General features: G+C 47.2%; 24 protein-coding genes. 16 read left to right on the forward strand and 8 right to left on the reverse strand.

Annotated features, from left to right (window positions below; all coding sequences use genetic code 11):
- Nucleotides 1-152: 152 nt before the first annotated feature.
- Nucleotides 153-914 (forward strand): alpha/beta fold hydrolase, encoded by a 762-nt coding sequence (locus B9Y59_RS01085; protein WP_085531275.1) that lies wholly within the window; start codon nt 153-155, stop codon nt 912-914.
- A 265-nt stretch (nt 915-1,179) separates the two neighbouring features.
- On the opposite strand, the gene B9Y59_RS01090 is transcribed toward B9Y59_RS01085, so the two are convergent.
- Entirely contained in the window at nt 1,180-2,247 is a 1,068-nt protein-coding gene (locus B9Y59_RS01090; protein ID WP_085531277.1) for an NAD(P)H-dependent flavin oxidoreductase, read from the reverse strand.
- 289 nt (nt 2,248-2,536) lie between these two features.
- Here B9Y59_RS01090 and B9Y59_RS16545 point away from each other — a divergent pair, with 289 nt between their 5' ends.
- Nucleotides 2,537-2,668 (forward strand): helix-turn-helix domain-containing protein, encoded by a 132-nt coding sequence (locus B9Y59_RS16545; protein WP_442856144.1) that lies wholly within the window; start codon nt 2,537-2,539, stop codon nt 2,666-2,668.
- 549 nt (nt 2,669-3,217) lie between these two features.
- Here the strand turns inward: B9Y59_RS16545 and B9Y59_RS01100 are convergent.
- Entirely contained in the window at nt 3,218-3,610 is a 393-nt protein-coding gene (locus tag B9Y59_RS01100; RefSeq protein WP_411656458.1) for a MerR family transcriptional regulator, read from the reverse strand.
- 126 nt (nt 3,611-3,736) lie between these two features.
- Between B9Y59_RS01100 and B9Y59_RS01105 the strand changes: the two genes are divergently transcribed.
- Entirely contained in the window at nt 3,737-4,597 is an 861-nt protein-coding gene (locus B9Y59_RS01105) for an aldo/keto reductase (RefSeq protein WP_054324616.1), read from the forward strand.
- Nucleotides 4,598-4,859: 262 nt separating this feature from the next.
- On the opposite strand, the gene thiE is transcribed toward B9Y59_RS01105, so the two are convergent.
- The 3 genes from thiE to thiW are packed head-to-tail and all read right to left on the reverse strand — an operon-like array spanning nt 4,860 to nt 6,840.
- Nucleotides 4,860-5,504 (reverse strand): thiamine phosphate synthase, encoded by a 645-nt coding sequence (gene thiE / locus B9Y59_RS01110; RefSeq protein ID WP_085531279.1) that lies wholly within the window; start codon nt 5,502-5,504, stop codon nt 4,860-4,862.
- Nucleotides 5,501-6,337, reverse strand: a complete 837-nt coding sequence (gene thiM / locus B9Y59_RS01115; protein ID WP_085531281.1) for a hydroxyethylthiazole kinase — start codon at nt 6,335-6,337, stop codon at nt 5,501-5,503. Before thiM ends, thiE begins: the two co-directional genes overlap by 4 nt.
- Nucleotides 6,334-6,840 (reverse strand): energy coupling factor transporter S component ThiW, encoded by a 507-nt coding sequence (gene thiW / locus B9Y59_RS01120; RefSeq protein ID WP_085531284.1) that lies wholly within the window; start codon nt 6,838-6,840, stop codon nt 6,334-6,336. The genes thiM and thiW overlap by 4 nt, the downstream gene beginning before the upstream one ends.
- 368 nt (nt 6,841-7,208) lie before the next feature.
- On the opposite strand from thiW, the gene B9Y59_RS01125 reads away from it, so the two are divergent.
- The 3 genes from B9Y59_RS01125 (at nt 7,209) to B9Y59_RS01135 (ending at nt 8,397) form a co-directional block, all read left to right on the forward strand.
- Complete coding sequence (locus B9Y59_RS01125) at nt 7,209-7,433, forward strand: hypothetical protein (protein WP_054324620.1); 225 nt, start codon at nt 7,209-7,211, stop codon at nt 7,431-7,433.
- Between the two features lie 413 nt (nt 7,434-7,846).
- Nucleotides 7,847-8,053, forward strand: coding sequence for a hypothetical protein (locus B9Y59_RS01130; protein WP_085531286.1), 207 nt, complete (start codon nt 7,847-7,849; stop codon nt 8,051-8,053).
- Nucleotides 8,050-8,397, forward strand: a complete 348-nt coding sequence (locus tag B9Y59_RS01135; protein ID WP_085531288.1) for an RNA polymerase sigma factor — start codon at nt 8,050-8,052, stop codon at nt 8,395-8,397. The genes B9Y59_RS01130 and B9Y59_RS01135 overlap by 4 nt, the downstream gene beginning before the upstream one ends.
- Nucleotides 8,398-8,406: 9 nt before the next feature.
- Here the strand turns inward: B9Y59_RS01135 and B9Y59_RS01140 are convergent, their stop codons facing one another.
- The 3 genes from B9Y59_RS01140 to yfbR all read right to left on the reverse strand — a co-directional run bounded on the left by B9Y59_RS01140 (nt 8,407) and on the right by yfbR (nt 11,318).
- Complete coding sequence (locus tag B9Y59_RS01140; RefSeq protein WP_054324622.1) at nt 8,407-8,679, reverse strand: Smr/MutS family protein; 273 nt, start codon at nt 8,677-8,679, stop codon at nt 8,407-8,409.
- A gap of 732 nt (nt 8,680-9,411) precedes the next feature.
- Nucleotides 9,412-10,473 (reverse strand): LCP family protein, encoded by a 1,062-nt coding sequence (locus tag B9Y59_RS01150; RefSeq protein WP_242967171.1) that lies wholly within the window; start codon nt 10,471-10,473, stop codon nt 9,412-9,414.
- Between the two features lie 218 nt (nt 10,474-10,691).
- Nucleotides 10,692-11,318, reverse strand: a complete 627-nt coding sequence (yfbR, locus tag B9Y59_RS01155; RefSeq protein ID WP_085531292.1) for a 5'-deoxynucleotidase — start codon at nt 11,316-11,318, stop codon at nt 10,692-10,694.
- A gap of 436 nt (nt 11,319-11,754) precedes the next feature.
- On the opposite strand from yfbR, the gene B9Y59_RS01165 reads away from it, so the two are divergent.
- The 10 genes from B9Y59_RS01165 to B9Y59_RS01205 all read left to right on the forward strand — a co-directional run bounded on the left by B9Y59_RS01165 (nt 11,755) and on the right by B9Y59_RS01205 (nt 23,470).
- Nucleotides 11,755-14,235, forward strand: coding sequence for a YfhO family protein (locus tag B9Y59_RS01165; protein ID WP_085531297.1), 2,481 nt, complete (start codon nt 11,755-11,757; stop codon nt 14,233-14,235).
- A complete protein-coding gene (locus B9Y59_RS15590) occupies nt 14,232-14,393 on the forward strand; it encodes a hypothetical protein (RefSeq protein WP_153802356.1) in 162 nt (53 codons plus the stop codon). Before B9Y59_RS01165 ends, B9Y59_RS15590 begins: the two co-directional genes overlap by 4 nt.
- Nucleotides 14,394-14,396: 3 nt before the next feature.
- Complete coding sequence (locus B9Y59_RS01170) at nt 14,397-15,377, forward strand: glycosyltransferase family 2 protein (RefSeq protein ID WP_054324625.1); 981 nt, start codon at nt 14,397-14,399, stop codon at nt 15,375-15,377.
- A gap of 26 nt (nt 15,378-15,403) precedes the next feature.
- Nucleotides 15,404-17,230, forward strand: coding sequence for a MutS-related protein (locus B9Y59_RS01175; RefSeq protein ID WP_085531299.1), 1,827 nt, complete (start codon nt 15,404-15,406; stop codon nt 17,228-17,230).
- A 312-nt stretch (nt 17,231-17,542) separates the two neighbouring features.
- On the forward strand, nt 17,543-17,905 hold the full coding sequence (locus B9Y59_RS01180) for an ArsR/SmtB family transcription factor (protein WP_085531301.1): 363 nt from the start codon (nt 17,543-17,545) through the stop codon (nt 17,903-17,905).
- 23 nt (nt 17,906-17,928) lie between these two features.
- Nucleotides 17,929-18,147 carry a cation transporter gene (locus B9Y59_RS01185; RefSeq protein WP_054324627.1) on the forward strand — a complete coding sequence of 73 codons (219 nt, stop codon included), beginning with the start codon at nt 17,929-17,931 and terminating at the stop codon, nt 18,145-18,147.
- A gap of 56 nt (nt 18,148-18,203) precedes the next feature.
- Complete coding sequence (locus B9Y59_RS01190) at nt 18,204-20,102, forward strand: heavy metal translocating P-type ATPase (protein ID WP_054324628.1); 1,899 nt, start codon at nt 18,204-18,206, stop codon at nt 20,100-20,102.
- A gap of 197 nt (nt 20,103-20,299) precedes the next feature.
- Nucleotides 20,300-22,072 carry an ABC transporter ATP-binding protein gene (locus B9Y59_RS01195; RefSeq protein ID WP_054324629.1) on the forward strand — a complete coding sequence of 591 codons (1,773 nt, stop codon included), beginning with the start codon at nt 20,300-20,302 and terminating at the stop codon, nt 22,070-22,072.
- A 171-nt stretch (nt 22,073-22,243) separates the two neighbouring features.
- The gene (locus B9Y59_RS01200) at nt 22,244-22,861 is read left to right on the forward strand and encodes a hypothetical protein (protein ID WP_085531303.1); all 618 of its coding nucleotides are present in this window, start codon (nt 22,244-22,246) and stop codon (nt 22,859-22,861) included.
- A 174-nt stretch (nt 22,862-23,035) separates the two neighbouring features.
- Nucleotides 23,036-23,470, forward strand: a complete 435-nt coding sequence (locus B9Y59_RS01205; protein WP_198945579.1) for a hypothetical protein — start codon at nt 23,036-23,038, stop codon at nt 23,468-23,470.
- The last annotated feature ends 675 nt before the right edge of the window (nt 23,471-24,145 follow it).

A 24,145-nucleotide genomic window follows, 5' to 3' on the forward strand; every position in this document is an offset into this window, starting at 1 on the left:
ATGCTGAACAGTACCCTTTACAAAAAGAGGATAATAAGTAGCGTTTCAAAAGCAGAAAGGAAATGACAATGCTTATAACAGCATGATATAATGCAAGTAAAGACAGATCGGGACTTATCTTATTGACTAAACCCCAAAAGAGAGGTGATATAATGGCATATTTTAAGTATCAGGGGAAATCTGTTTATTATGAAGAATACGGGCAAGGCGAACCGCTTATTTTTTTACATGGCAATACGGCTTCCTCTAAAATGTCTGAACTTCTCATGCCGCTGTATGCAGAAAAATTTAGATGTATTCTAATTGACTTTTTAGGTAACGGGCAGTCAGATCGAGTAGAAAACTTTTCGCCGGATATGTGGTATGACGAAGCCTTGCAGACGATTGCTCTTGCCGAGCATTTACAGTGTGGAAAAGTAAGTCTTATTGGAACAAGCGGCGGTGCATGGGCGGCAGTCAATGCGGCATTGGAACGCCCCGACCTGTTTCATGCAGTCGTAGCAGACAGCTTTGACGGACGTACTCTTAATGAAAATTTTTCCGCTAACCTTTTATCTGAAAGGAAATCGGCGAAAGAAGATACACAGTCAAGACAATTTTACGAATGGTGTCAAGGCGCAGACTGGGAAAAGATAGTTGACCTTGATACAGAAGCATTATTGAAGTGTGCGGAGGAAAAGCGCCCACTATTCCATAAGCCATTGGAGGAATTAAAAACGCCAATCCTATTTATGGGAAGTAAAGAAGATGAAAGTTGCCGATACAACATTGAAGAAGAATACAGAGAAATGGCGTCTATACTTCCTCAATCTTCCGTGTATCTTTTCCCAAACGGGGGGCACCCCTCTCTTTTTTCCAATGCTGAAAAGACCGCAGATATAATTTATAATTTCATATTTCAACAAGAACAGTAAATCCCAGTTTATAGAACTGGGGAAATTGGAAGTTATCAAAAAGAGGTGATATTGTGAAATTAGGACTTGAAAAAGCTTCATGCAAGGCTTCATGGAATGGACTTGTATGGAGATATGCTATCCAGTGAGCTTTGCACATTGATTAAAGAATTTTTTAATGCAAAAGAGAGTCCCTTTGGATTGCAGAAAGGACTCTCTTTTTTAGAGCAGGAACATAATGAAGGGGAGAAATAGATGTATTTTAGTGTACCGGATTTATCAATTTTTATCTGTCTTTATCTGCGTTTAATTCTTGCATGAGTGCTTGAACGGTCATGATTTTATCGACGCGCCAAGCATTGGCTCCACAGAATAAAAGTGCATGGTCAACATCGCCATGTGCGGCCCGGACCAGCGCATCCGTAATACAATAGGGGATGGTACTGGGGTCACAGTGCTCCAAGCATTGGTAACAGTGTGTTACAGGCTGACGGTCTGTTTCTCTCTCCCGAATAAAGGCATTCCGAATTGCCCGTCCCGGCATTCCAACAGGACTTTTTACAATGACAATATCCTCTTTTTTTGCCTCGACATACATTTGCTTGAAAGATATGTCTGCATCGCATTCCTCGGTCGCAACAAAACGCGTCGCCATTTGTACGCCATCCGCTCCTAAAGAAAGAGCATGATCGATGTCGGAGCGGTCATAGACGCCTCCGCCGACGATAACAGGAATTTGTTTCCCAAACGGCTCCTCGAAACTTTTTACATAGGCGATTATACGCTTGATTTCCTCATCATAATCCGAAAAATCATCGCCTTGAACTTCTTCTGGAGAGAAGCCCAGATGACCGCCCGCCATCGGCCCCTCGATTACGACAAAATCGGACACGGTATGATAACGCCGGGTCCATAGTTTGAACAGAACTTGGATAGCCTTTAAAGAGGACACAATCGGTGCAAATTTGATTTTGCTGCCTTGAACAAGTTCCGGAAGCAAAGTTGGCAGACCTGCACCGGAGATAATCAAATCTGCCCCATTTTCTATGCAACACCGAACATATTCCTTGTAATGACGCAGCGCACACATAATGTTGACGCCGATTACTCCGTTGTTGGAAATTTCTTTGGCTTTGCGGATTTCACGGCCAAGTGCGCGCATGTTGGCTTCCTGCGTATTTTCCCGAAAATCGGGCTCATTGAAACCGGGCTGTGCAGCGGAAATGACGCCGACTCCGCCTTCCTTTGCGACCGCCCCGGCCAGACCGGAAAGGCTGATGCCGATTCCCATGCCACCTTGAATGATCGGGATACGTGCGACTAGATTGCCGATTTGCAGTGGTTTTAATTTCATGAAGTCCTCCATGGGGATGCCGCGTATTCAATGGGGCCCGATCTTGGAATCGGGTGAACAAGTTTTCATTAATTTTATAACAATACGCAGGCAAACCGATCCTTATTATGATTTGCTGATAGGACAGGGCTTATTATACAGCAAGGAACCGTTTTCGTAAACCTCTTTTTCAAAAGAAAAAGGTGACCCAAAATTACGGATGGTTCGATTTATAGGAAAGGGGTATCCTCTTTCTGTCTGGAAATATATTTGGGTTTATTATAAGAAACTGCGTTCTTTAGGGGGAAACATGCAGAACGTAAGAAAATGTAGAAAAATGAAGCGACAGGAACTTGCGGATGCCATCGGTATCAATATGCAGAGCTTATCTAAGATTGAAAAGGGCGAAACGGTCCGGCCTTTGACATGCTGGAAAAAATAATGGACGTGTTAGAGGGGACGCCCAATAAATTATTATCGGGAGAATGGAAGTATATCGGCCATACCGATCCATATATCATGAACGTTATTAAACAGGATTTTAATAGTACTTTAGATTATATGCCTGAAGATGAATATTTCAATTTTGAACAAGAATACAGGTTTTACATAGAAACGAAACGGATTGAGTATATCAGGAATTACCTTTCCAACGAGGCCGTGGGGCTGGAAGAACTCATAGAAATCAAGCGGTTACTATAGCGCCAGAAGTTGGAACGAATTATGAGAGTGCATAAAGACATACGTAGCTTAGACCGCTACCGACAACAGCCTAAAAAGCACAAATACCACAATCCTTATGACGGAAGGGTATTGCGTGAGCTTGCGGATATAGACAGAAAAAACAATCTCCTAAGCACTTCGCCAGAACAAGACTTTGATGAAATGGACTTCGACAAATATTTGAAAGACAAGCGGAACAGAGGGCTTTTTCTTTCCTGCCTATGTCGGATCAGAAGAAATAGGAAAGTTTTGTTGCTGTAAATATGGTTCAATCGTTTGAAATTTTAATGAGATTACTTGTGTATGGAATTTTTCCTGATAGGACATCGTCGTAAAATGTTTGTTTTGTGTCGATATATTCAAGACAATCTTTTAATTCCTGTAATTTTTTCAACAACAATTTCTTTCTGTGTTGAAGTATTGTTTTTCTTTTTGGAATAGATTTTTCTCCCTGTAAGCATAATTCTACATACTCTTTCATTTCCGCTATACTCATTCCGCATTTTTTTAAGCAGGAAAGGCTTTTAATCCACGCAATATCTTTATCATCAAAAACCCGATAATTGTTACGGTTCCTTTTGACATTTGGTACAAGTCCTACATTGCAATAAAATTTCAAGGTTTCGTAGGGCATATTTGTTTCTTTACAAACCTCTTTCATGGAATACACATTCTCATCTCCTCAAATTTTTTTAATTTTTCAAAAAACGCTTGACCGGTAGTAACTACCGGATTTTATAATTGAATTGTATTCTGAAGAAGATAAAAAAGCAAGGAGGTAAGAATTATGGAATATGTAACATTAAATAATGGAGTACAGATGCCAAAACTTGGTTTTGGAGTATTCCAGATTGCAAAGGAAGATTGTGAAAGATGTGTTTTAGATGCCATAAAAGTAGGGTATCGACATATTGATACTGCACAGTCTTACTTCAACGAGGAAGAAGTTGGTAATGCAATAAGCAAATGCGAACTGCCGCGAAAAGAATTGTTCATCACAACCAAAGTATGGATTGACAATTATGGGTATGAACAAGCCAAGAAATCAATCCTAAAATCTATGGAGAAATTGAAAGTTGAGTATCTTGATTTAGTCCTTTTACATCAACCGTTCAGTGATTATTACGGTGCTTACAGAGCTTTACAGGAGCTATATAAAGAGAAAAAAATCAAAGCTATCGGCGTTAGCAATTTTGCACCGGACAGACTGGCTGATATGGTTGCTTTCAACGAGATACCGCCACACGTCAATCAAGTAGAAGTCAACCCACTGCATCAGCAGATACCAGCACAAGAAAATATGGTAAAACGCCATGTACAAATGGAAGCATGGGCGCCGTTTGGGGAAGGCAAAAGCAATATGTTTCACAATCCCGTATTGCTGAGTATTGCTGGAAAATATCAGAAATCAACGGCACAGGTTATTTTACGCTGGCTCATGCAAAGAAATATTGTCGCCTTGGCGAAATCAACACACATCGAACGAATGAAAGAAAACATCGAAATTTTTGACTTTCTTCTTTCTGATGAAGAGATGAAGAAAATCTCTGAATTAGATACAAAAGAGAGCTTATTTTTCAATCATCAAACGCCAGAAACTGTTGACAGATTTGTTGCTATGGTTGAAGAAAGAAAAGGAAAAATCTAAAATTAAATTATACTTATTAAACAAGGGAGATGCACGTTTTTGTGCAATCTCCCTTATCCTTTTCTGTCGTATCAAGGCTTATTCAATATGTAGTAAATTCGTGGTAGAATAATTATTTTTAGAATTATGAATGGTCTTTAAATGTTGTGTTTATACGGATAACCGGGTTTTCTATATCGGATTTCTAAAAAACGAGGGGGTCCTTCCGTCCTTTCATGCCTTTTGGGGAACCCTCAATGGGAAACAACCAAACTGAACATATTCAATTATGGCCCTTTTGCACCAGTGCCTGGGCCATGACAGCCAGCTCGCGGGCGGATTTTCCGGGGTGAGGGCTTGCCATAATGGCCGATACAACAGCAATCCCGCGGATAGGAGCACCTTCTAATATAGAGAGATTGTCCTGTTTGAGCCCCCCAATCGCGACAACTGGAATCTGCACAGCCCGGCAGACCTCGCACAAAGTATCTACACTGGTGCGGATCGCAGCGGTTTTTGTCTGGGTAGGAAAGATGGCGCCCGTCCCCAGATAATCGGCTCCTTGGCGCTGTGCTTCCAAAGCCTGTTCAACCGTTTTTGCTGTTGCACCAACGATTTTATTTGGTCCCAAGAGATTTCTAGCCACAAAGACAGGAAGATCGCTTTGCCCCACATGCACACCGTCCGCGTCTACAGCGAGGGCGACATCGATGCGATCGTCGATGATGAGTGGAACTTTGTAGTGCTCAGCTAGTTTTTTCACAGCAAGAGCTTCTTCATAAAAATCCCGGCCGCTTTGTTCTTTTTCACGAAGCTGCAACATGGTCACACCATTTTGTAGGGCTTCTTCAATCACCGAGAGGAATCGCTCCCTTGTAAAATGGTCGCTATTGGTCACAAGATATAACAAACAATTCGATCGATTCATAAGGAAGCTCCTTCTATATGTAGATTCCGTACCCATATTTCGGGTGTCAGGGTCGAGAGGGCATCCAACAGGGCATGATGAAACGTTCCGTTTCCTTTGCCAAGCGCCTTCGTCTCGATTGCTGCCTGTTCTCCACAGATTCCCATGAGGCTTGTAGCTAAGATGGCTGCTTCCAGTGGAGGCCCAACTGCACAGCAAGCGCCGGTTATCGCGCTCGACATACAGCCCGTACCTGTGATTCGGCCCAACATGGGAGAGCCGTTGAAAAGAAACCAACAGGATTGTCCGTCGGAAACAATATCCACTTCCCCAGAAGCGGATACAACGCAATGAAACCGTTTTGCTGTTTCCAGGGCCCAATGGGCTTGCTGTTGCGCCGTCTTCCGGGTGATCCGATCATTAGCCGCGGCGTCCACTCCATCGGTTGTGGAATCCCCCTTGCACAGCGCTCGAAGCTCTGAACAGTTGGCGCGGATGACAGAAAAGGGCGCAATCCTTGTCAGTTCTTGCACGAAAGATCGCCGAAGCCTGCTGCATCCTACCCCTGCGGGGTCCAACACAAGGGGAATACCGGCCTTTCCGGCGACATATGCAGAACAACGCATCGCCTCCATACGGGAATCACTGATATTCCCCAAATTAAATACCAAAGCTCCTGCGTGAGAAGAAATATCCGCAACCTCTTCTGGGTGTTCCGCCATAATTGGCCGGGCGCCAAGCGCTAAAATAGCGTTGGCACAGTCGTTGATTGAGATATGGTTGGTTATACAATGGATTAACGGCGCTGTTGCAGCGATACGCTCCAACAGTGCTGCGATTTCAACGGTTTTCATTCGTTTGCCATCCTTTGTAACCGGGCCAACAGCCCGTTTTTTGCAAGTGCCTTTAGAAAAAAATAGGCGGTGAAGCCCCCGATCACTGTGCCAGCGACAAATGATGGCACATAAGTAAACAGCACCACACCTTCCATATGGTAAAAGAATGCCATCACTGGATAGGAGGCCATGGCGCCGATGATCCCGGTACCAATGATTTCCCCGATCACAGCAGCGATTTGTTTGCCCGTTGCCCGGTAAAGAAGGCCGGAAAGGACGGCGCCAAAGACCGAACCCGTGACAGCAAGCAAATTGACGCCCATCAACCACATCCGCAAAATGGATATAAGAATGGCACAGGCGAGGGCATACCATGGTCCCAGGAGGACGGCGACGAGAACATTGATAAAATGTTGCATAGGCGCCATGCCGGGAACGCGCAGAATGGGGGACAAAATTACCCCCAGTGCAACCATCATGGCGAGAATGGCCATCTTTTTTACATTTGTTTGGGTTCTCATGGCATTCCATCCTTATTCATTACACAAAAATGGGGACACGCTGGTGCATGTCCCTTTTGAAAATGATTTCAAACACAATTATGCTAGCATATTGGAGCGAAACTTGTCAAGAAAAGAGCACGCGATCGTTCAATAAAATCAGAGGTCCTCCATTCACGGTGTTTCCTGGCCTGTCATTCTGGCAGTTGCGTTCATACGTTGCAATGGTTTGGCATACATGGTATCATGATCGTTAGCTGAATTTGCCTATTAGGCAAGTAAGACAGATTAAAAAGACGATTATTACATGTACTGGCCTATATTTGAGGCAACGCGACGAACCAATATTATTATTTATAACAACAGACGAACATTTTGGAGTGTAAAGGATGAAAAAATTCTATCATATACTACAAATCGGATTATGGGGCACGGTTGGAGGTTTTATAGGCAGCAGCGTTTTTCAGTATTATGACTACAGGACACATCCTGCTTTGTACGAGATGCAGTCCGCCCCGTGGTATTTTCGTGTGGTGGTGCAGGGAATAGGTCTTGTCATTCTTGTAATTATTTTTCTTATAGCCATGCGGATGGTGAAAAAGAAAATTCCCTAAATTTTTCTATAAAAATACCGACTGTGTTCTACGAGGAACAAAGCGTTGTACGTTTGTTGTTTGACCGGGACACGTGAAAGAGAGGGCGTCAATCTCGTTTAGGCCGAGGAAAAATAAAAAAGCCATTGAAGATTGCTCTTCAATGGCTGGAATATACGGACCTTACTGTCATCCGACAGTATGCATTGGGTATGCATGGCGCTAATTCAAATATATCACGCGAATTTACGATTGTCCTGTCCTGTATAACTATTTACAGTATATACGATGTTTTTTGGTTTGTCAAGAGTTTTAAAAAATATTTTATAAAAACATTTGTTCTAAAAAGGTTGACTTTTTTCACATGTGATGGTAGCATAAAATCGAAAAGAATCTTATTAAGATTCTAATATCCTTAAAGGAGAAATGTGAAAATGGATTACCTTGCATGGGGGGAGGAATACTTATTGGAGGCGGATCGCCTTCGCGCACGGGTGCGCCTACTGCGATGTCAAGCCGCCTCCTTTGCAGAGGGGAGTGAGGCGGACAAGCTGGAAGAACGCGCACAGCTGTTGTATAGCATGTATCTGGACTGTCTACATGTTGGGAACCATCTGATGAGATGCGGGAGGTTGCGATGAGAAGAAAATCGGATTTAAGCTTGGACCTTTTTGGAGATCGACTGTCCATACCCGTGCATGGGAAAGAACCGGTTGATTTGGAATATCGAAGAATGCTGCGAAGTTTACAAGCCGCTATGGAAGGGGAATTGACTGCACGTCAAAAGGAATGCATCCGTTTGCGATATTTTGAACAGATGCGCGTGAATGAAATTGCAGAAACATTGGGGCTTACGCCGGGGACAGTTTCCGTACATATCAAAAAGGGGAGGGAACGTTTGGGACGGGTATTGCGTTATTCCTTTAGCCGCCTTTCCCGGGGTCCGGCAGAACCCACAAAGGATGAAAGCATGCCTTTGCTGTAAGAAAAAACGCTATTTCTTGTGGCGTTGTAAGGAAGTATGGAGCATCAGTCTTGTTTCTCCGGGGTTTAGACAAAGAATCTTTGCCCGGATACGCGGATGCTTTAAACGTTTGCGCACCATATTGCTCAGCGTTTGCCCGCTGTGATACCCGTGAATCACTACGACTTCCGTTACATCGGGAGGGAGTCGGTTTAAAAGCTGTTCCAATTGCTGCTTGGCGTCCATGGTCGTTAGACCGTGAATATTGACCTCTACAGAGGTTCCAGTGCGTATTTGAAACATAAAATGACATCCTTATGTAAAATATTCTTAAAAAATATTGTTTTATAAGTTTTTGTGAAAAGATATATAAAATTAAATTAGAAAAATACTCGTAAAAAAACCGGTTCAGGCCGCTATGGGGTGGAAAACCATGTGTTTGTTTTGGAGATAGAAGGAATTCTATTGTATGCTTTAGCAAGCGGAGCAGATGGTGGGGAATGCTTCGAAAGTAAGGCCCAAAACAGATCCACTGGCGGTCGTGGCGATTTCCAACGGGATGGGGGAGGCCCCTCTGTAACGTGATCTGTATACCAAAGAATAAGGATATCTGCAAGCGTCTCGCACTTCCCCAAAGTCTTTAAAACAGTGAAGGAATGGTTTCATACCAGGATAGGGCTTCTAGTAGAATGGCTAAACCCCGAAACAACCGAGTTCTCCCTGAAAGATGGCAGCGCCGGGCAACTTTTGCGGAATTGGTATGCGCCTATGAATATGGCCGGTTGGATTGTTCTTGCATGGGACTCCCTCATTGTACGGACTTTTTGTGGACGAACCATGGGCGAAAAGGCAAAGGCCCCGAACGAGAGCAGGAAGGGAAAGCGCATTTGGTTGGAGGAGGGTGACCCAAAACTATGGATTTTTCGATCCATAGGAAAGGGGCATCCTCTTTCTGTCTGGAAAAATATCTGAGTTAAAAAAATCGAGGGTATCCTTCCGTCATTTCATGACTTTTGGGACACCCTCTTTGCAATTTTAATCCGTGGTCATCTCAGGCCGGTCGTCCTCAAAGATAAAATCGATGAGACTTTCCGAACACATCTCACGATAGGGAACCAACACAGATCCTACATCGACACGGGTTGCATAGTATTCGTCGTCTTCCGGAACACGATGCTCTTCCATAGGATAATTCATATAGGTCAGGGCATTTGCTGCAAGATAAAACACTTCGTCCTTTGTCATGTTGGTTTGAACCAAACCAAGACAGTCGTACAGCGCTTTATTGATCGTACCAATATTGGATGTCTTAAACTTATTCACTAGGCTGGTCAACACATTGCGTTGGCGCTGTGTACGCTCAAAGTCATCGCCGATCGCACGGATACGGGAGTAATAGTGCGCCTGCTTGCCAGAAAGATTAAAGGTGCCTTCTGTCAGGTTGCGGCTGGGGTCGCCGGAATTCTGGTTGATTAGCCGTGCCTCGGCTGCGGTCAATGTGATCTCCACCCCGCCCAGATTATCGATGATTTGGTCAAACGCGGAATTGTCGATCAGGACAAAGCGGTCGATGTCCACACCAAAGTTGGCCTCGATGGTCGAAACGGCCAATTGTCCGCCTGCACCGGCGCCGCCCTGTTGGTACCCCAATGGATAAGCCGCATTCAGCTTGTTGCTTCCATGATAGGGAATGGCAACATAGAGATCGCGCATGAAGCTGGTCAACTTCAACTTTTTATGCCGGGTATCGACCGAAACCATCATCATACTGTCACTGCGGCCAATGTCATTGTCTTGGTAGTCGTCTACGCCGAGCAAAAGGATATTGGTGATGGCGTCATCGTGGTACAAACCACCCAACAGGTTGGGATCTCCGGTGATCTCATCCGTGGAAGAAGTCCCCTCCCCGCCACTGGGCAGAGAAATCGATCCGCTCGGCGGGGCAAGAGAACTCAAACCGTTATAATGGATCTGGCTCAAAAGCATATCCGCATACACCAGGCCGCTGCCAAAGATCACAAAAACCAAGCTCAGAAACAAAACAACTATATTGCGGATCAGACGAATCCGCTTCTTTTTCTTATTATCTTGATTCACAATATCAGTCCTTAAACGCAGCAGCCTGCTGGCCGTGCAACAATTTTTTTGGAAAAGTGCGCATTAACTCGTATATTATACTGGTTTCGTCACGAAATATAATTCTATAATATAATTTTAGTGCTTGTTAAAAACCGGTCTTGCTGGAAAATCTGTCATTCTCTTCGTGATAAACCGCAGAGAGTATTCCACAGAAGAACGCCCATGCAGAGCTAGCTTTATAAGAGGGAATCGCGCCGGCTCTTGTGAGATGATTCGTCGGGGCGGGTTTCGTCCAAGGTGAGCAGATAAGCGGGAAGAAATTCTTCCAAAAAACAGTCGGCCTCTGGAATCTGCATATCACGAATGGATTCCCAAAGGCTGTCTTCTGCTTTAAGAAATTCAGCGTTACCCATACGGCGTTCCTCCAGGCACTTGATGAGGGCGGAGAGCTTGTCCGCTGCTTTGACCAATCGATGGAGTTCCGCATCTGTCTCACTGTCTCCACGCAACAAGGGCGCATAAATATCCTGCAAGTCGCTGGGAAGAAGGGAAAGCAACGTTTGCTCTGCGGCAGATTCCACGGCGCGATAAGCGCCACGAATGTCGGCGCTATAGTATTTTACCGGCGTGGGCAAATCGCCGGTTAATGTTTCGGGGGCATCGTGAAAAAGGGCTAACACAGCAGCGCGCTCGGGGTTGACATGCCCTCCAAATCGGACATTGCGCAGTGTAGCCAGTGCGTGTGCCAATACAGCGGTCTCAAAACTGTGTTCGCTCAGATTCTCTTGTCGGGTATTTCGCATCAACCCCCAACGATCGATATATTTCATGCGGGAAAGCATGGCAAAAAATTCGGATGGCATCCATCCTACACCTCCAATACCGTTGAAGTTTGCAAGATCTTTCAAAACGCTAAAAAAGCCTGTCAGAAGCTGGGAAAAGCGAAAAAAAACCAGCGGTTTGGCTGTTTTTCCATATAGAGAAGCCCGGATCTAACCATATTCCAGAATTCTTTTTTTGGGGGCTGGGACGTCCATTTTTTTGTTTGTTCTCCAATTGCATATGCTATAATGGTTCTTAATGACTGTATCCAGCTCTTCTTTGTGCATCCATCAAAATGCGCGGTACAAAGCATCGCTCCTAGAGAAAAGTCGGATGCCGTCCGCGCTTTTGAACCACGAGTCCGTTTTCAGGCTTGTGGCTTTGCCTCATACGCATTATAATAATACCATCTTATGGAAGAAAATGCCACGATCTACGGCGAAAGAATAAGAAAGACAACGAAAGTCAGGTGATTCTGTGACGCAGTTGCGTTTTCCTGAAAGGGCTTCCAGCTACTATTGGAGGGCTTTCCTCTATGGAATAGGCATTTCCCTCCTGTTTTTTCTCCCTTTTATTCTCTGGGATGACGGATATTTTTTGTTCTATGGCGATTTTAATGTGCAACAGGTTCCGTTTTATCAAATGTGCCATGATGCAATCCGAAGCGGCAATCTGGGTTGGAGCTGGACCACCGACCTGGGAGCAAATTTTATCGGGTCCTATACCTTTTATTTGTTGGGGAGTCCGTTTTTTTGGCTGACGATTCCCTTCCCGAGTGCAGCGGTACCACATTTGATGGGGCCTTTGCTGGTTTTGAAATTTGGTTGCGCGTCTCTGACAGGTTTTATTTACTTAAAGCGTTATGTCCGCACACCGGACTATGCGGTCCTGGGCGGGATGCTCTATGCATTCTCCGGTTTTTCGGTGTATAATATCTTCTTTAACCATTTCCACGAGGCGATTGTTGTATTCCCGTTGTTGCTTTGGGCCTTGGATGAGTACATGGCCACCAAGCGCCGCGGTGTGTTTGCTCTGTTGGTTTTTGCCAGCTGTTTTATGAACTATTATTTCTTCGTGGGACAGGTTGTATTCTGTGTGATCTACTTTTTCCTGCGGCTTATCGTGAAGGATTGGCGAATTGGACTGCGGGATTTTGCCCTGTTGGCCTGTGAGGCTGTGCTGGGGCTGCTGTGTTCCTGTGTGCTGCTGATTCCTACCGTACTTTGTGTAGTACAGAATCCACGTGTGGATAATCCCCCGAATGGATGGGGCGCCCTGCTCTACGGCTGGAATCAACGGTATGTACACATCTTGGAGTGCTTTTTCTTTCCCCCGGATATTCCGGCACGCCCCAATTTTACCCCGGATTCCGAGTCAAAATGGGCGTCTCTGGGCGCTTGGTTGCCCCTGTTCAGCATGACGGGTGTATTTGCCACGCTGCAGGCGCGGCGTAAGAGTTGGATCAAAACTCTGCTGCCCATACTGTTCCTAATGGCGTTTGTCCCCATTTTGAATTCATCTTTCCAGCTGTTTAATTCCAGTTATTACGCACGGTGGTTCTATATGCTCACCTTGATGATGTCGTTGGCGACGGTGACTGCGCTGGAAAACCCGCGCGCGGACTGGAAGCGTGCAATCAAATGGACCCTTGGGTTTACCTTGGGCATTGCGCTTCCCATCGGGCTGATGGTGAAGACGACAACCTCCGGGGATGAAGAAACCATGTCCGTCGGGCTGGAAGCATACCCGTCCCGGTTCTGGGCCTATGTGGCGATTGCGGTGCTCAGCCTGCTATTGCTCGCCGTTCTTATGCGGGACCACCCGATGCGCCAACTCCGTCAAGAGCTTTTGAACCGGCGAGGCAGAGTCTTCTTTCCCCGGCGGTTCGGTGTGGAGAGGACCAAACGTTTTGCGCGCTCCTGTATGTGTGGCGTGGCGGTGATTGCAGTGGTATATTCGCTGTATTTTATCACGCTGGGAAAAACGCAGAGCAGCGATAACCACGATCATATGATTCCCTATTCACTCAATGGTGGAAAAGACCTGCAATTGGATACGAGCAATTGCCGCATCGACGTATATGACGGTATGGACAATCAGGCGATGTTTTTCCAAATGCCCACGATCCAAGCCTTTCACAGCATTGTACCGGGTTCGATCATGGAGTTTTATCCCACCATCGGTGTACAACGCGATGTGGGGTCCCGGCCGGATGTGAAGTATTACGGCCTGCGCGGGTTGACTTCTTGTCGTTGGCTGTTGGACCCCATCACCAGTGGGGAGACCTTTGAGCAGGACGGAAAAACAGAGATGCCCGGGTGGAAATATGTCGATACGCGAAATGGGTTCGACATTTGGGAAAACCAGTATTTTATCCCCATGGGTTTCTGCTATGACAGCTATATCACCCGTGAAGAATATGACCGCGTGAGCGAGGACAACCGGAATTTACTGCTTTTAAAGACAATGGTGCTGGATGATGAACAAGTCCTGCGCTATGGAGACATCCTGAACCACTTTGAAGAGATCGATTCTGTTGCCTACACGCAGGAAGGGTATTTCGCCGATTGTCTGGCGCGCCGCAGCATGGCGTGCTCCACGTTTGAGCGGGACAACAGCGGGTTTACTGCCACAATATCGACCGACAAAGACCGTTTGGTATTTTTCAGCGTTCCCTACGAGGGCGGTTGGACCGCCACTGTCAACGGCGAACCGGCGCAGATCGAACAGGTAAATGTCGGCTTTATGGCGGTACGAGTGCCGGAAGGGGAGAGCACCATCCGGTTTGACTATGAGACGCCCGGCCTGAAATTGGGCGCCTGTGTGACGGCGGGAGCGTTCTTGCTGTTGGGAATCTATTGGTTGGTCACCCGGCGGTTCGACCGTGCCCATCCGCCAAAACGCCGTGCCTTTCGGGTCAAGGAATTCGCGATGAAGAAAGGGGAGGGAACGGAGTGAATCATATTCGCCTACAGCTCTTAGGGATTTCTGCAATACTATTTGGGATCGTGTTGATTCTTGCCTTGCCTGGTTCACCTGCCATTGGAGTAATCATCGCGGTGCTCGGCATGACATTTTCGTTAGCCGGTGCATCCGGACGAAAAGAGGAGAAATAACCAATGAAGGAAACGTATATTCCCACGGTCTATCTGGTGATTCCTTGTTACAATGAGGAGGAAGTGCTTCCGGAGACGGTCAAGCGTCTGACAGAGAAACTGCAAAAAATGCAGCAGGCCGGTCTGGCGGGGGAGAAAAGCCGTATGTTGTTTGTAGACGACGGCAGTAAGGACCGTACCTGGACGTTGATCTCCGCGTTCAGCGATCAGAACCCGTTGGTTTGCGGATTGAAATTGGCGCACAACCGTGGCCATCAAAATGCGCTGTTGGCGGGATTGATGGAGGCGAAAGCGCGCGCGGACTGTGCGATTAGTCTGGATGCAGATTTACAGGACGATATCGAAGTGCTCGACGAGTTTGTACAGAAGTTCCGAGAGGGCTGTGATGTGGTTTACGGGGTGCGGAAGAAGCGGGAGACTGACAGCTTCTTTAAACGTACAACGGCGCAGGGATTTTACAGAGTGATGCGCCTGCTCGGAGTGGAAACCGTCTATAACCATGCAGACTACCGGCTGATGAGCCAGCGCGCATTGGACGCGCTCTCCGAATACCGCGAGGTAAACCTGTTCCTGCGCGGAATCGTTCCTCTGATCGGATACCGCAGCGACTATGTTTTCTATGACCGCCATGAACGCTTTGCGGGGGAATCCAAGTATCCTTTGAAAAAAATGATCTCTTTTGCTTTGGATGGCATCACCTCATTTAGTGTGAAACCCCTCAAAATCATTTCCAATTTGGGAATCCTACTCAGTGTATTGAGCGTCGGTGGTCTGATCTACGCTTTGATTTCCTATTTTACGGGAAACGCAGTGGCAGGCTGGACTGCGACGATTTCGTCTATTTGGCTGTTGGGCGGCATCCAGCTCCTCTGTATTGGCGTAGTGGGCGGTTACGTCGGCAAGATCTACAGCGAAGTAAAGGCGCGGCCGCGCTATCGCATTGAGCAAAAAGTAGGGGAGGAAGAGCTTGAGCAACCCAAATAAAACGGTCTGACAGGGAGAACAAAGCATTGGAATTTTATCAGGAACTTTATCAGAACTGTGTGAACGAGTTGGAACAGGATCGAAAAGCCTATAATCGGTGTTCCTTTCTGCGAGGCATTGTTATGCTCTGCGCGATTGGGGCATGTATCGCTGGGTATGTGCAAAACCAGCCGCTTTATTACGGGATTGGCGCATTGGCGTTTGTAGGATTTCTGCTTTTGGTGGTGCGGCACAGCCAAATTGTCGAGCGGCAAAAGAACAACACTGCCCTGCGCGATGTTGCAAAGGCTTATATGGACCGCTGCGGCGATGGTTGGAAGGGCTTTCCGGTGGATGGCGCCGCCTATTTGTCAGAGGAGTTCCCGCAGGGAAAAGACCTCGATCTGTTTGGCCAAGCCTCCCTTTACCAGTATATTTGTGCAGCCAGTACGCCGTATGGCCGGGACCAGTTGGCTGCATGGCTGTGGGATGGATATGCCGGTTTGCCGAAGTGGAAACGCCGGCGGGACGCGGTACAGGAACTGGCGCAGAAGCAGCGGTTTTGCACGGAGTTTCAAGCATTTGCTTTACCGGAACGGGATGCGAAAGAGGGAACCTCCAGCGATGTGTGGCGGCGTTTTCTTCAGAAAGATGGACGCCAACCGCCTGCGATGTTCCAAATGCTGCTTTGGATTCTTCCGGCACTGACGCTGTTGTGCCTTTTTGGAGCTCTATCCGGTATCGCGCCGCAGGTAGGACAGATCGGCTTCAGCTGCCTGTCTTTGTTACAGCTGGGGGCTGCTCTTCTGTGCCTCAAGGGACATAACCAGCAGTTTGCGCCTGTTTACCGGGTTCATAAGATGGTGTCGCCTTATCGCAAATTAGCTGCTTGCTTGGAACACGAATCCTTTCACAGCGAGATGTTGCAGGATCTACAGAATTGCCTTCGCCAGCAAGGGGGAGCACAGAAGGCTTTCAAGGAGCTGGAGCAGATTTCGGATTCGATTGCCGCGCGGCACAATGGGTTGGCGTTGATTTTATACAATGCCCTGTTTCTTTACGATTTCCGGTGTGCCAGGCGTTTGTCTGCCTGGAAATCAGCTTATGGTTCGGTTGTCCAGGAATGGCTGGACGCGCTGGGAAAGGTGGAGGTACTCATCAGCTTGGGTGTTCTTTCCCAAGTAAAGCGTGTCCATTCATACCCAGAAATACAAGCTTCCTCGCAGTCGTTTTTAGAGGCAAAGGATCTCCGGCATCCTCTGTTGCAGGAGGAAAGGGCGGTCGGCAATGCGTTTTCCCTGCGGCAGAGGGTTTGTGTGATCACCGGCTCCAATATGTCCGGCAAAACGACCTTTTTGCGCAGTATCGGCACCAATCTGGTTTTGGCATACGCTGGGGGAGTGGTGGCGGCGGAGTATTTCCGCGCCTCGCCGATGGCGGTGTGTACTTCTATTCGAGTGGAAGATAGTGTCAGCCAGGGAATTTCCAGTTTTTACGCGGAACTGTTGCGCGTAAAGAAGATGATCGACCAAAGCCAAACGGGCGCGCCTATGATCGCATTGATCGACGAGATCTATCGGGGGACCAATTCCCGCGACCGAATTACCGGTGCGCGGGAAACCATTCGAAGATTGGCGCGGTCCAATGTGCTGACGCTGGTGACCACCCATGATTTTGAACTGTGTGATCTGGAAAAGGACCCGTGTACGCCTACGGTCAATTATCATTTTACAGAGCACTATTCCGGACGGGAGATCTTATTTGATTATCGCATTCGTCCGGGACGCTGCCAGACGACCAATGCACAGCATTTGCTCCGTTTGGTAGGGATTCTGCCGGAGAATGAATCAAGGAAATATCCAGATTCTCTGTAGAGCCTCCACTGCGTGCAAGATCGTATAATAGTGTTGCGTCCAGCGCAATGGAAAGGGTCTTGCTGCGGCCGTTTTGTATAGATGTATTACAAATAGAATAATATAATATTAAAAATACAAATTGTATAAATTAATAAGCGGTTCTCTGCCTGAAAATTAGGTGGGAATCGCTTTTTTGTATGTACTTTCTTTGATGAAAATAAAGATGAAAATAAAATGGTTGGAAAGAATCCGCAAAATGGGGGTTGACTTTCTCAATATCTTGCATATAATAATATATGAACAATAGCTCATATGAAAGAATGTGAAAATATGACAGACCAAAATGGAGTCGAGCGCTGTGAATTTATCCACGCACATGAAGACATTGTGGAAAAGGTTACCCAGGATATGCCGGACGAGGAGATCCTGTATGACTTAGCCGAACTGTTTAAGATTTTTGGCGATTCCACCCGCATTAAAATCCTGTATGTGTTGTTTGAATCGGAGATGTGTGTCTGCGACATTGCCCAGCTGCTGAATATGACGCAGTCCGCAATTTCCCACCAGCTGCGCGCTTTGAAGCAAAGCAAACTGGTGAAATACCGCCGGGAAGGAAAGACCGTATTTTACTCCCTGGCAGACGGCCATGTCCGGACGATCATCGATCAGGGCATGGAGCACGTAGCAGAATAACAAAATTTAAGGGGGATTTTCTCATGAAAAAACGTTTTAACCTTACCGATCTGGACTGTGCCAATTGCGCCCGCAAGATGGAGGATGCCATCAAGAAGATTGACGGGGTTAACGATGCAAACGTTAGCTTTTTGACCCAAAAAATGATGGTGGATGCCGAAGACAGCCGCTTTGATGCGATTATGCAGGAGGTCGTCAAAGTCTGTAAGCGCGTAGAACCAGATTGTGTGATCCATCTGTAAGCCAAGACTTTTTGAATCGGCGAAATCACTTCATCTTTTGAACAGGAGGGATTTCTATGAGTAAGAAACAAAAAAAGACCCTAGTTCGTATTCTGATTAGCGCGGTTCTTCTGGTGGTCGCGGCATTGGCCCCGGTGGATGGAATTTTTAAATTGATTCTCTTCTTGATTCCATACGCCATCATCGGCTGGGATGTTCTGTGGAAAGCGATACGGAATATTGCGCATGGTCAGATCTTCGACGAGAATTTTTTGATGGCCATTGCCACAGTGGGTGCTTTTGTCGTCGGGGAATACCCGGAGGGTGTCGCGGTCATGCTGTTCTATCAGGTGGGCGAGCTGTTTCAAAGTTATGCAGTGGGCCGTTCCCGCCAGTCGATCACTGCTTTGATGGACATCCGTCCGGATTATGCCAATATAGAACAGGATGGAAAGTTGGTACAGGTTGACCCGGAGGATGTGGCGGTGGGCGATACCATCGTGATAAAAGCCGGTGAAAAGATCCCGCTAGATGGTGTGGTTTTGGAGGGGAGTTCTGCTGTGGACACAGCTGCGCTCACCGGGGAATCCCTGCCGCGGGATGTAGTTCCTGGGGATGATGTTGTCAGCGGCTGTATCAACCAAAGCGGCCTGTTGAAAGTACGTGTTACAAAGGTATTTGGGGAATCTACCGTGGCAAAAATTCTCGACCTTGTAGAAAACTCGAGCAGCAAGAAGGCGCGTGCAGAGAGCTTTATTACGCGTTTTGCACGGTACTATACCCCTGTTGTCGTCATTGGCGCCGTCCTGTTGGCGGTTTTACCTCCTCTCTTTTTCGGCGGCGATTGGAGCGATTGGCTGCAACGCGCATTGATCTTCCTGGTGATTTCGTGCCCGTGTGCTTTGGTGATTTCTGTGCCATTGAGCTTTTTCGGAGGAATCGGCGGTGCATCAAAGCAGGGAATTTTGGTAAAGGGCAGCAATTATCTGGAGGCATTGGCAAAAACAGAGGTTGTGGTCTTTGATAAGACTGGAACCCTGACCAAGGGAACCTTCAAGGTCACGGCTGTGCATCCGGATCAGATCAACGAAGAAAATCTTTTGGAGCTGGCAGCATTGGCGGAAAGTTATTCGGAACATCCCATTTCGCGCTCTCTGCGTGAGGCGTACCGCCAGCCAGTGGACACATCCCGTGTGTCGGAAGTGGAAGAAATCTCCGGACATGGTGTGCGTGCAAAGGTGGATGGGCGTGAGGTATACGCAGGAAATAGCAAATGGATGGATCAAATCGGAGCAAAATGGCACAATTGCCACCGCACGGGTACGGTTGTACATGTAGCGGTCGACGGCACTTATGCTGGCCACATTGTGATTTCGGATGAAGTCAAGCCCGACGCAGCTTCTGCGGTTGCAGCCTTGAAGCGGGAAGGTGTTAAAAAGACCGTCATGCTCACAGGCGATCGAAAAGCTGTAGGTGAAGCGGTCGCGCGAGAGATCGGAATCGACGAAGTGCATGCGGAACTTCTCCCGGGAGATAAGGTCCACCAGGTGGAACGCCTGCTCGATGGAACGAGCGAGAAAGGAAAGCTGGCTTTTGTCGGCGATGGAATCAACGATGCACCGGTATTATCTCGAGCAGACATCGGAATTGCGATGGGCGGCCTTGGCTCGGATGCCGCGATTGAGGCAGCAGATATTGTATTGATGGACGACAAGCCGTCCAAGTTGGCGGCAGCGGTGCGTATCTCGCGGAAAACACTGCGGATTGTACGGCAGAACATTGTATTTGCTTTGGGCATTAAATTGTTATTCCTGGCTTTGGGCGCCTTTGGCTTGGCCAATATGTGGGAGGCAGTTTTTGCGGATGTCGGCGTATCCGTCCTTGCAATTCTGAATGCTTCGCGTGCGCTTCGGACTTCCAGCCAGGATGTACCGGCGCCGGATATGCCGGTAAGTATGCAAAAAAGCAATGCATAAAACGACTTCTATAAAAACGTATCTGAAAATTCTTCATAATTTTTCTTGAAATTGAAGCGCTGGATTCTATCAAAAGAATTCAGCGCTTCAATTTGTGTGCCCAGAAACGAACAGAAAAAAACTTTTGAGTGGACAAGGAGCAATAGATGCGATAAACTGAATGAAAGAAAAGACCAACGATAAGGAAGCGATGCGCCATGAGAAGGAAAATGCCCCTTTTCTCCTTGACCAAACAGATTTTTGGCTTATTGCAAAAACGGCAAAAGCGTTCTTTTTGGATTGTCTTGCTGATTCTCGCGGTTTCAGCAGGATTGAGCCAGATTTTGCCCTTGGCGGTTGGCTATTTGACCGATCGTGTGCTTGTAGACCGGGCAAATATTTCCTTTCAAACTACCGTACCAGTCCTTCTGGTGATCCTGATCACCAGCGTGGTCAATGAGGTCATCAAGGTGATCCGCAGGTTACTGGTGGAGGATGCCTCGACGCAGGCGGAGAAAGAAGCTCGCAATCGGGCGGCAGCCTCCCTGATGCTTGCCCCTATGCGTTACTTCCGGCAAAACATGACCGGAAATATCCATGGGAGATTGAATCGCAGCATCGAGGGAACGACAAAACTCGTCAAGCTAATCTTTATGGATTTTGCACCGGCAGTTGCGACTGGCATTGCAGCGGTGTTTGTGATCTTCTCCCAACTGCCGTGGCAGGTGGCATTGCTGATGGTTCTGGTCGTACCAGTCGGCACACTCATTGTGATGCGTCAGATTTCCACACAGAAAGGAATCCGCGTGGAACTTCTACAAACCAAAGCAGATCTGGATGGGACAATGGTGGAACTTCTAGGCGGGATGGAAACCATTCGATCCATGGACAGCGCGGAGATCGAGTGCGCGCGGATCGACCGGCGGTCGGAGGCCTTGCGAACCAAAGAGATGAAACACCACCGGGCAATGGCTTTTTATGACTGCCTGAAGTTTATCAATGAGGCGGCGTTTAACGTAGCGGTGATTGGGATTTCCGTCTTGCTCGCTTTTCAGGGGGCGATCAGTGTTGGTACCGTACTGACTGCTTATCTTTGTTTTACACAGTTGACCGGACCACTGCGTGAACTACACCGCATCCTCGACGAGGTCTCGGAATGTACGGTTTTGGCAAGCGATTACTTCCAGATTTTGGGGATTCCTAAGGATTTCTCCTATGCAGTACAGGGAGAAAAGCGTGTGGAGAAATGGGATTCGAACGATATTCAAATGCAGCATCTGCGTTTCCATTACGCGGAGGAACCGGATAAACCGATCCTGGAAGATCTGAATTTACAGGTCGGTGCGGGCAAATTTATTGGGATTGCTGGACCGAGTGGATGTGGAAAGTCCACTGTTACAAAAGCGATCGATAAATTGGAGGAAACAGAGGGGACGATTACCATCGGTGGATATGACCTGGCGGCGCTTACCCGTGCAGATTTGGCGGAAGCTGTGGTATTGGTACCGCAGGTTCCATTCCTCTTCGCAGATACCATATTTCACAATATCTGTTATGGGATAAAGCGGGAAGTTACTCTGGAAGAGGTACGAGAGGCCGCTCGCCGTGCTTCGATTGATGCGGATATTATGCAGATGCCTGGGCAATATGCGTTTCTGGTGGCAGAGGCCGGACACAATCTTTCAGGCGGACAGCGCCAGAGGATTGCGTTAGCACGCGCCTTTTTGAGGACGCCACGAATCCTCATTCTGGATGAAGCGACATCTGCGCTGGACAATACATCGGAAAAGCAGATTCAAGTGGAATTTGAGCGGATGAAGGAGGTCTACGGGACCACCATTCTATCCATCGCACACAGGCTTACAACACTAAAAAATTGCGATCAAATTGTTGTGATGGACCACGGAAAGATCGTTCAACAGGGCACGTATGATTCGTTGAGAGAACAGCCTGGTCTGTTCCGGGATATGAGCTTGGGAATTGTTCAATAGAATGTACCTCCTAGACCGGTGCTTGTCGTATAGAGAATCGGTAAGAATCAACAGCGCCAGGAGGAAATGTAAATACCGGGTGGGGCATAGCTATAGAGAAGCAGTAGGCGATGCAAGGGAAAAGGGAAACGAGGCCATCTGTCGCCGTTCAGGAAAAGGTGCGACAACCGGATGGACATAGGCGCAGAAAACCAGCAGGCGGAGAAAGAAAAACGGAATCAGGGAAACCGAAGAGCTGTTTGCCGCTGTCGAGGGAAAGGCGCGACGGCGAATGGGTATAGGCGCAGAAAAACAGCAAGTGGAGAAAGAAAAGACGGGATCAGGAAAACCGAAGGGCTGTTTGCCGTTGTCGAGGGAAAGGCGCGACAGCGGATGAACATAGGCGCAGAAAACCAGCAGGCGGGCAAAGAAAAGACGGGGATCAGGAAAATCGAAGGGTTGTTTGCCGTTGTCGAGGGAAAGGCGCGACGGGCGGATGGGTATAGGCGCAGAAAAACAGTAAGTGGAGAAAGAAAAGACGGGATTAGGGAAACCGAAGGGCTGTTTGCCGTTGTCGAGGGAAAGGCGCGACGGGCGGATGGGTATAGGCGCAGAAAAACAGTAAGTGGAGAAAGAAAAGACGGGATTAGGAAAACCGAAGGGCTGTTTGCCGTTGTCGAGGGAAAGGCACGACGGCGAATGGGTATAGGCGCAGAAAAACAGCAGGCGAAGAAAGAAAAAACGGAATCAGGAAAACCGAAGGGCTGTTTGCCGTTGTCGATGGAAAGGCGCGACGGCGAATGGGTATAGGCGCAGAAAAACAGCAAGTAGAGAAAGAAAAGACAGGATCAGGGAAACCGGCTGTTTGCCGTTGTCGATGGAAAGACACGACGGACGGATGGACACAGGCGCAAAGATGTAATAGAAGACGATGAAGAAAAGCAGATATGCGTTGGCCGGTAAAAGAGGACTAGGAGGAAATACATGGATTCAAATATGGTCTTTTGGTTTCAAGGATTTGAAAAGGGAATTGCTGCATTGGAGCAGATAGAACGGGAGAAATTGTTCCGTGCATGTGGAAAAAATTGTGTCCAGCAGGGCACGCTTGCCTTTTATCAGGAGCTCTATCAGGCGGCCGATGGGGATGTACATCGCTTTTTTACAGCTGTGAATGAGTTTCCCGGTCTGAGGAGCGAGACAATTGAGGAACAAAAAGCATATTTCTTTTCGTTTGAGCAATGTTCATGCGTTCTCTACACAGAGGGATATGTTCGGTCTCCCCTGTTGTGCGAGTGCTCTAGGCAGAGCATCCTGTTTGCTTTAGAAACGCTTTGGCCCGATAAGCGCTTTCGAGTGGAGCCGAATGGGACAATTTTGAGTGGCTCGAAAGAATGTAAGTGGAAAATAATACTGGAATAAAGGGAATACATATCTGACGAAAAATCGAATAATTGTAAGCCATTTATGTTAGACTGCTTATAAAAAAGAGCAGCCGTAAACAAGTTTCTGTTTCAATGCTTGGATTTCACTATAAAAGCAGCCGATACCTGGACATACGATTTGTCAATCGCGCATCCAGTTTCCGGCTGCTTTTTACTTGACTTTTTGGATTTCTGTACTTCACTCGATTTTGATTCTCTAGTATTTTTTTAACCATTTGGGTTTTAGAAAAATAGCTTTAGCAAGTGATTAGCAAGTGGTATATTCAATAAGAAGACCTCTCGCGACTGCCGTCCCTGTGCTTCTTCATACCCAACAGACATGAAAACAATTTATACACAAGGAACCAATTCAACAGATATATACAGGGCTGTGGAAAATAGGGGAAACAGACATATCCGTAGAGTAATTAACCGTCGAGTTCTGAATATGGAAAAGAAAAAGGGAGTCTGACTGCGAGGGCAGTCGACATAATCCTGTATATAAAAGCCGATTCAACAGATATGTACAGGACTGTGGAAAATAGGGGAAGCAGATATACTCGTAGAGTAATTAACCGCCGAGCTCTGAATATGGAAAAGAAAGCGAACGTCTGACTGCGAGGGCAGTCGACATAATCCTGTATATAAAAGCCGATTCAACAGATATGTACAG

Source organism: Anaeromassilibacillus sp. Marseille-P3371, from assembly GCF_900169665.1.
Classification (GTDB): Bacteria; Bacillota; Clostridia; order Oscillospirales; family Acutalibacteraceae; genus Anaeromassilibacillus.

Bases quoted from the DNA above. Each gene is read 5' to 3' on its own strand.
- B9Y59_RS01180 (WP_085531301.1), top strand. From the start codon at position 17,543: ATGACAGACCAAAATGGAGTCGAGCGCTGTGAATTTATCCACGCACAT.
- B9Y59_RS01205 (WP_198945579.1), top strand. From the start codon at position 23,036: ATGGATTCAAATATGGTCTTTTGGTTTCAAGGATTTGAAAAGGGAATT.
- B9Y59_RS01130 (WP_085531286.1), top strand. From the start codon at position 7,847: ATGGATTACCTTGCATGGGGGGAGGAATACTTATTGGAGGCGGATCGC.
- B9Y59_RS16545 (WP_442856144.1), top strand. From the start codon at position 2,537: ATGCAGAACGTAAGAAAATGTAGAAAAATGAAGCGACAGGAACTTGCG.
- B9Y59_RS01135 (WP_085531288.1), top strand. From the start codon at position 8,050: ATGAGAAGAAAATCGGATTTAAGCTTGGACCTTTTTGGAGATCGACTG.
- yfbR (WP_085531292.1), bottom strand. From the start codon at position 11,318: ATGCCATCCGAATTTTTTGCCATGCTTTCCCGCATGAAATATATCGAT.
- B9Y59_RS01090 (WP_085531277.1), bottom strand. From the start codon at position 2,247: ATGAAATTAAAACCACTGCAAATCGGCAATCTAGTCGCACGTATCCCG.
- B9Y59_RS01200 (WP_085531303.1), top strand. From the start codon at position 22,244: ATGGACATAGGCGCAGAAAACCAGCAGGCGGAGAAAGAAAAACGGAAT.
- thiE (WP_085531279.1), bottom strand. From the start codon at position 5,504: ATGAATCGATCGAATTGTTTGTTATATCTTGTGACCAATAGCGACCAT.
- B9Y59_RS01125 (WP_054324620.1), top strand. From the start codon at position 7,209: ATGAAAAAATTCTATCATATACTACAAATCGGATTATGGGGCACGGTT.
- B9Y59_RS01085 (WP_085531275.1), top strand. From the start codon at position 153: ATGGCATATTTTAAGTATCAGGGGAAATCTGTTTATTATGAAGAATAC.
- thiW (WP_085531284.1), bottom strand. From the start codon at position 6,840: ATGAGAACCCAAACAAATGTAAAAAAGATGGCCATTCTCGCCATGATG.
- B9Y59_RS01140 (WP_054324622.1), bottom strand. From the start codon at position 8,679: ATGTTTCAAATACGCACTGGAACCTCTGTAGAGGTCAATATTCACGGT.
- B9Y59_RS01185 (WP_054324627.1), top strand. From the start codon at position 17,929: ATGAAAAAACGTTTTAACCTTACCGATCTGGACTGTGCCAATTGCGCC.
- B9Y59_RS01190 (WP_054324628.1), top strand. From the start codon at position 18,204: ATGAGTAAGAAACAAAAAAAGACCCTAGTTCGTATTCTGATTAGCGCG.
- B9Y59_RS01100 (WP_411656458.1), bottom strand. From the start codon at position 3,610: ATGAAAGAGGTTTGTAAAGAAACAAATATGCCCTACGAAACCTTGAAA.
- B9Y59_RS01195 (WP_054324629.1), top strand. From the start codon at position 20,300: ATGAGAAGGAAAATGCCCCTTTTCTCCTTGACCAAACAGATTTTTGGC.
- B9Y59_RS01105 (WP_054324616.1), top strand. From the start codon at position 3,737: ATGGAATATGTAACATTAAATAATGGAGTACAGATGCCAAAACTTGGT.
- thiM (WP_085531281.1), bottom strand. From the start codon at position 6,337: ATGAAAACCGTTGAAATCGCAGCACTGTTGGAGCGTATCGCTGCAACA.
- B9Y59_RS01170 (WP_054324625.1), top strand. From the start codon at position 14,397: ATGAAGGAAACGTATATTCCCACGGTCTATCTGGTGATTCCTTGTTAC.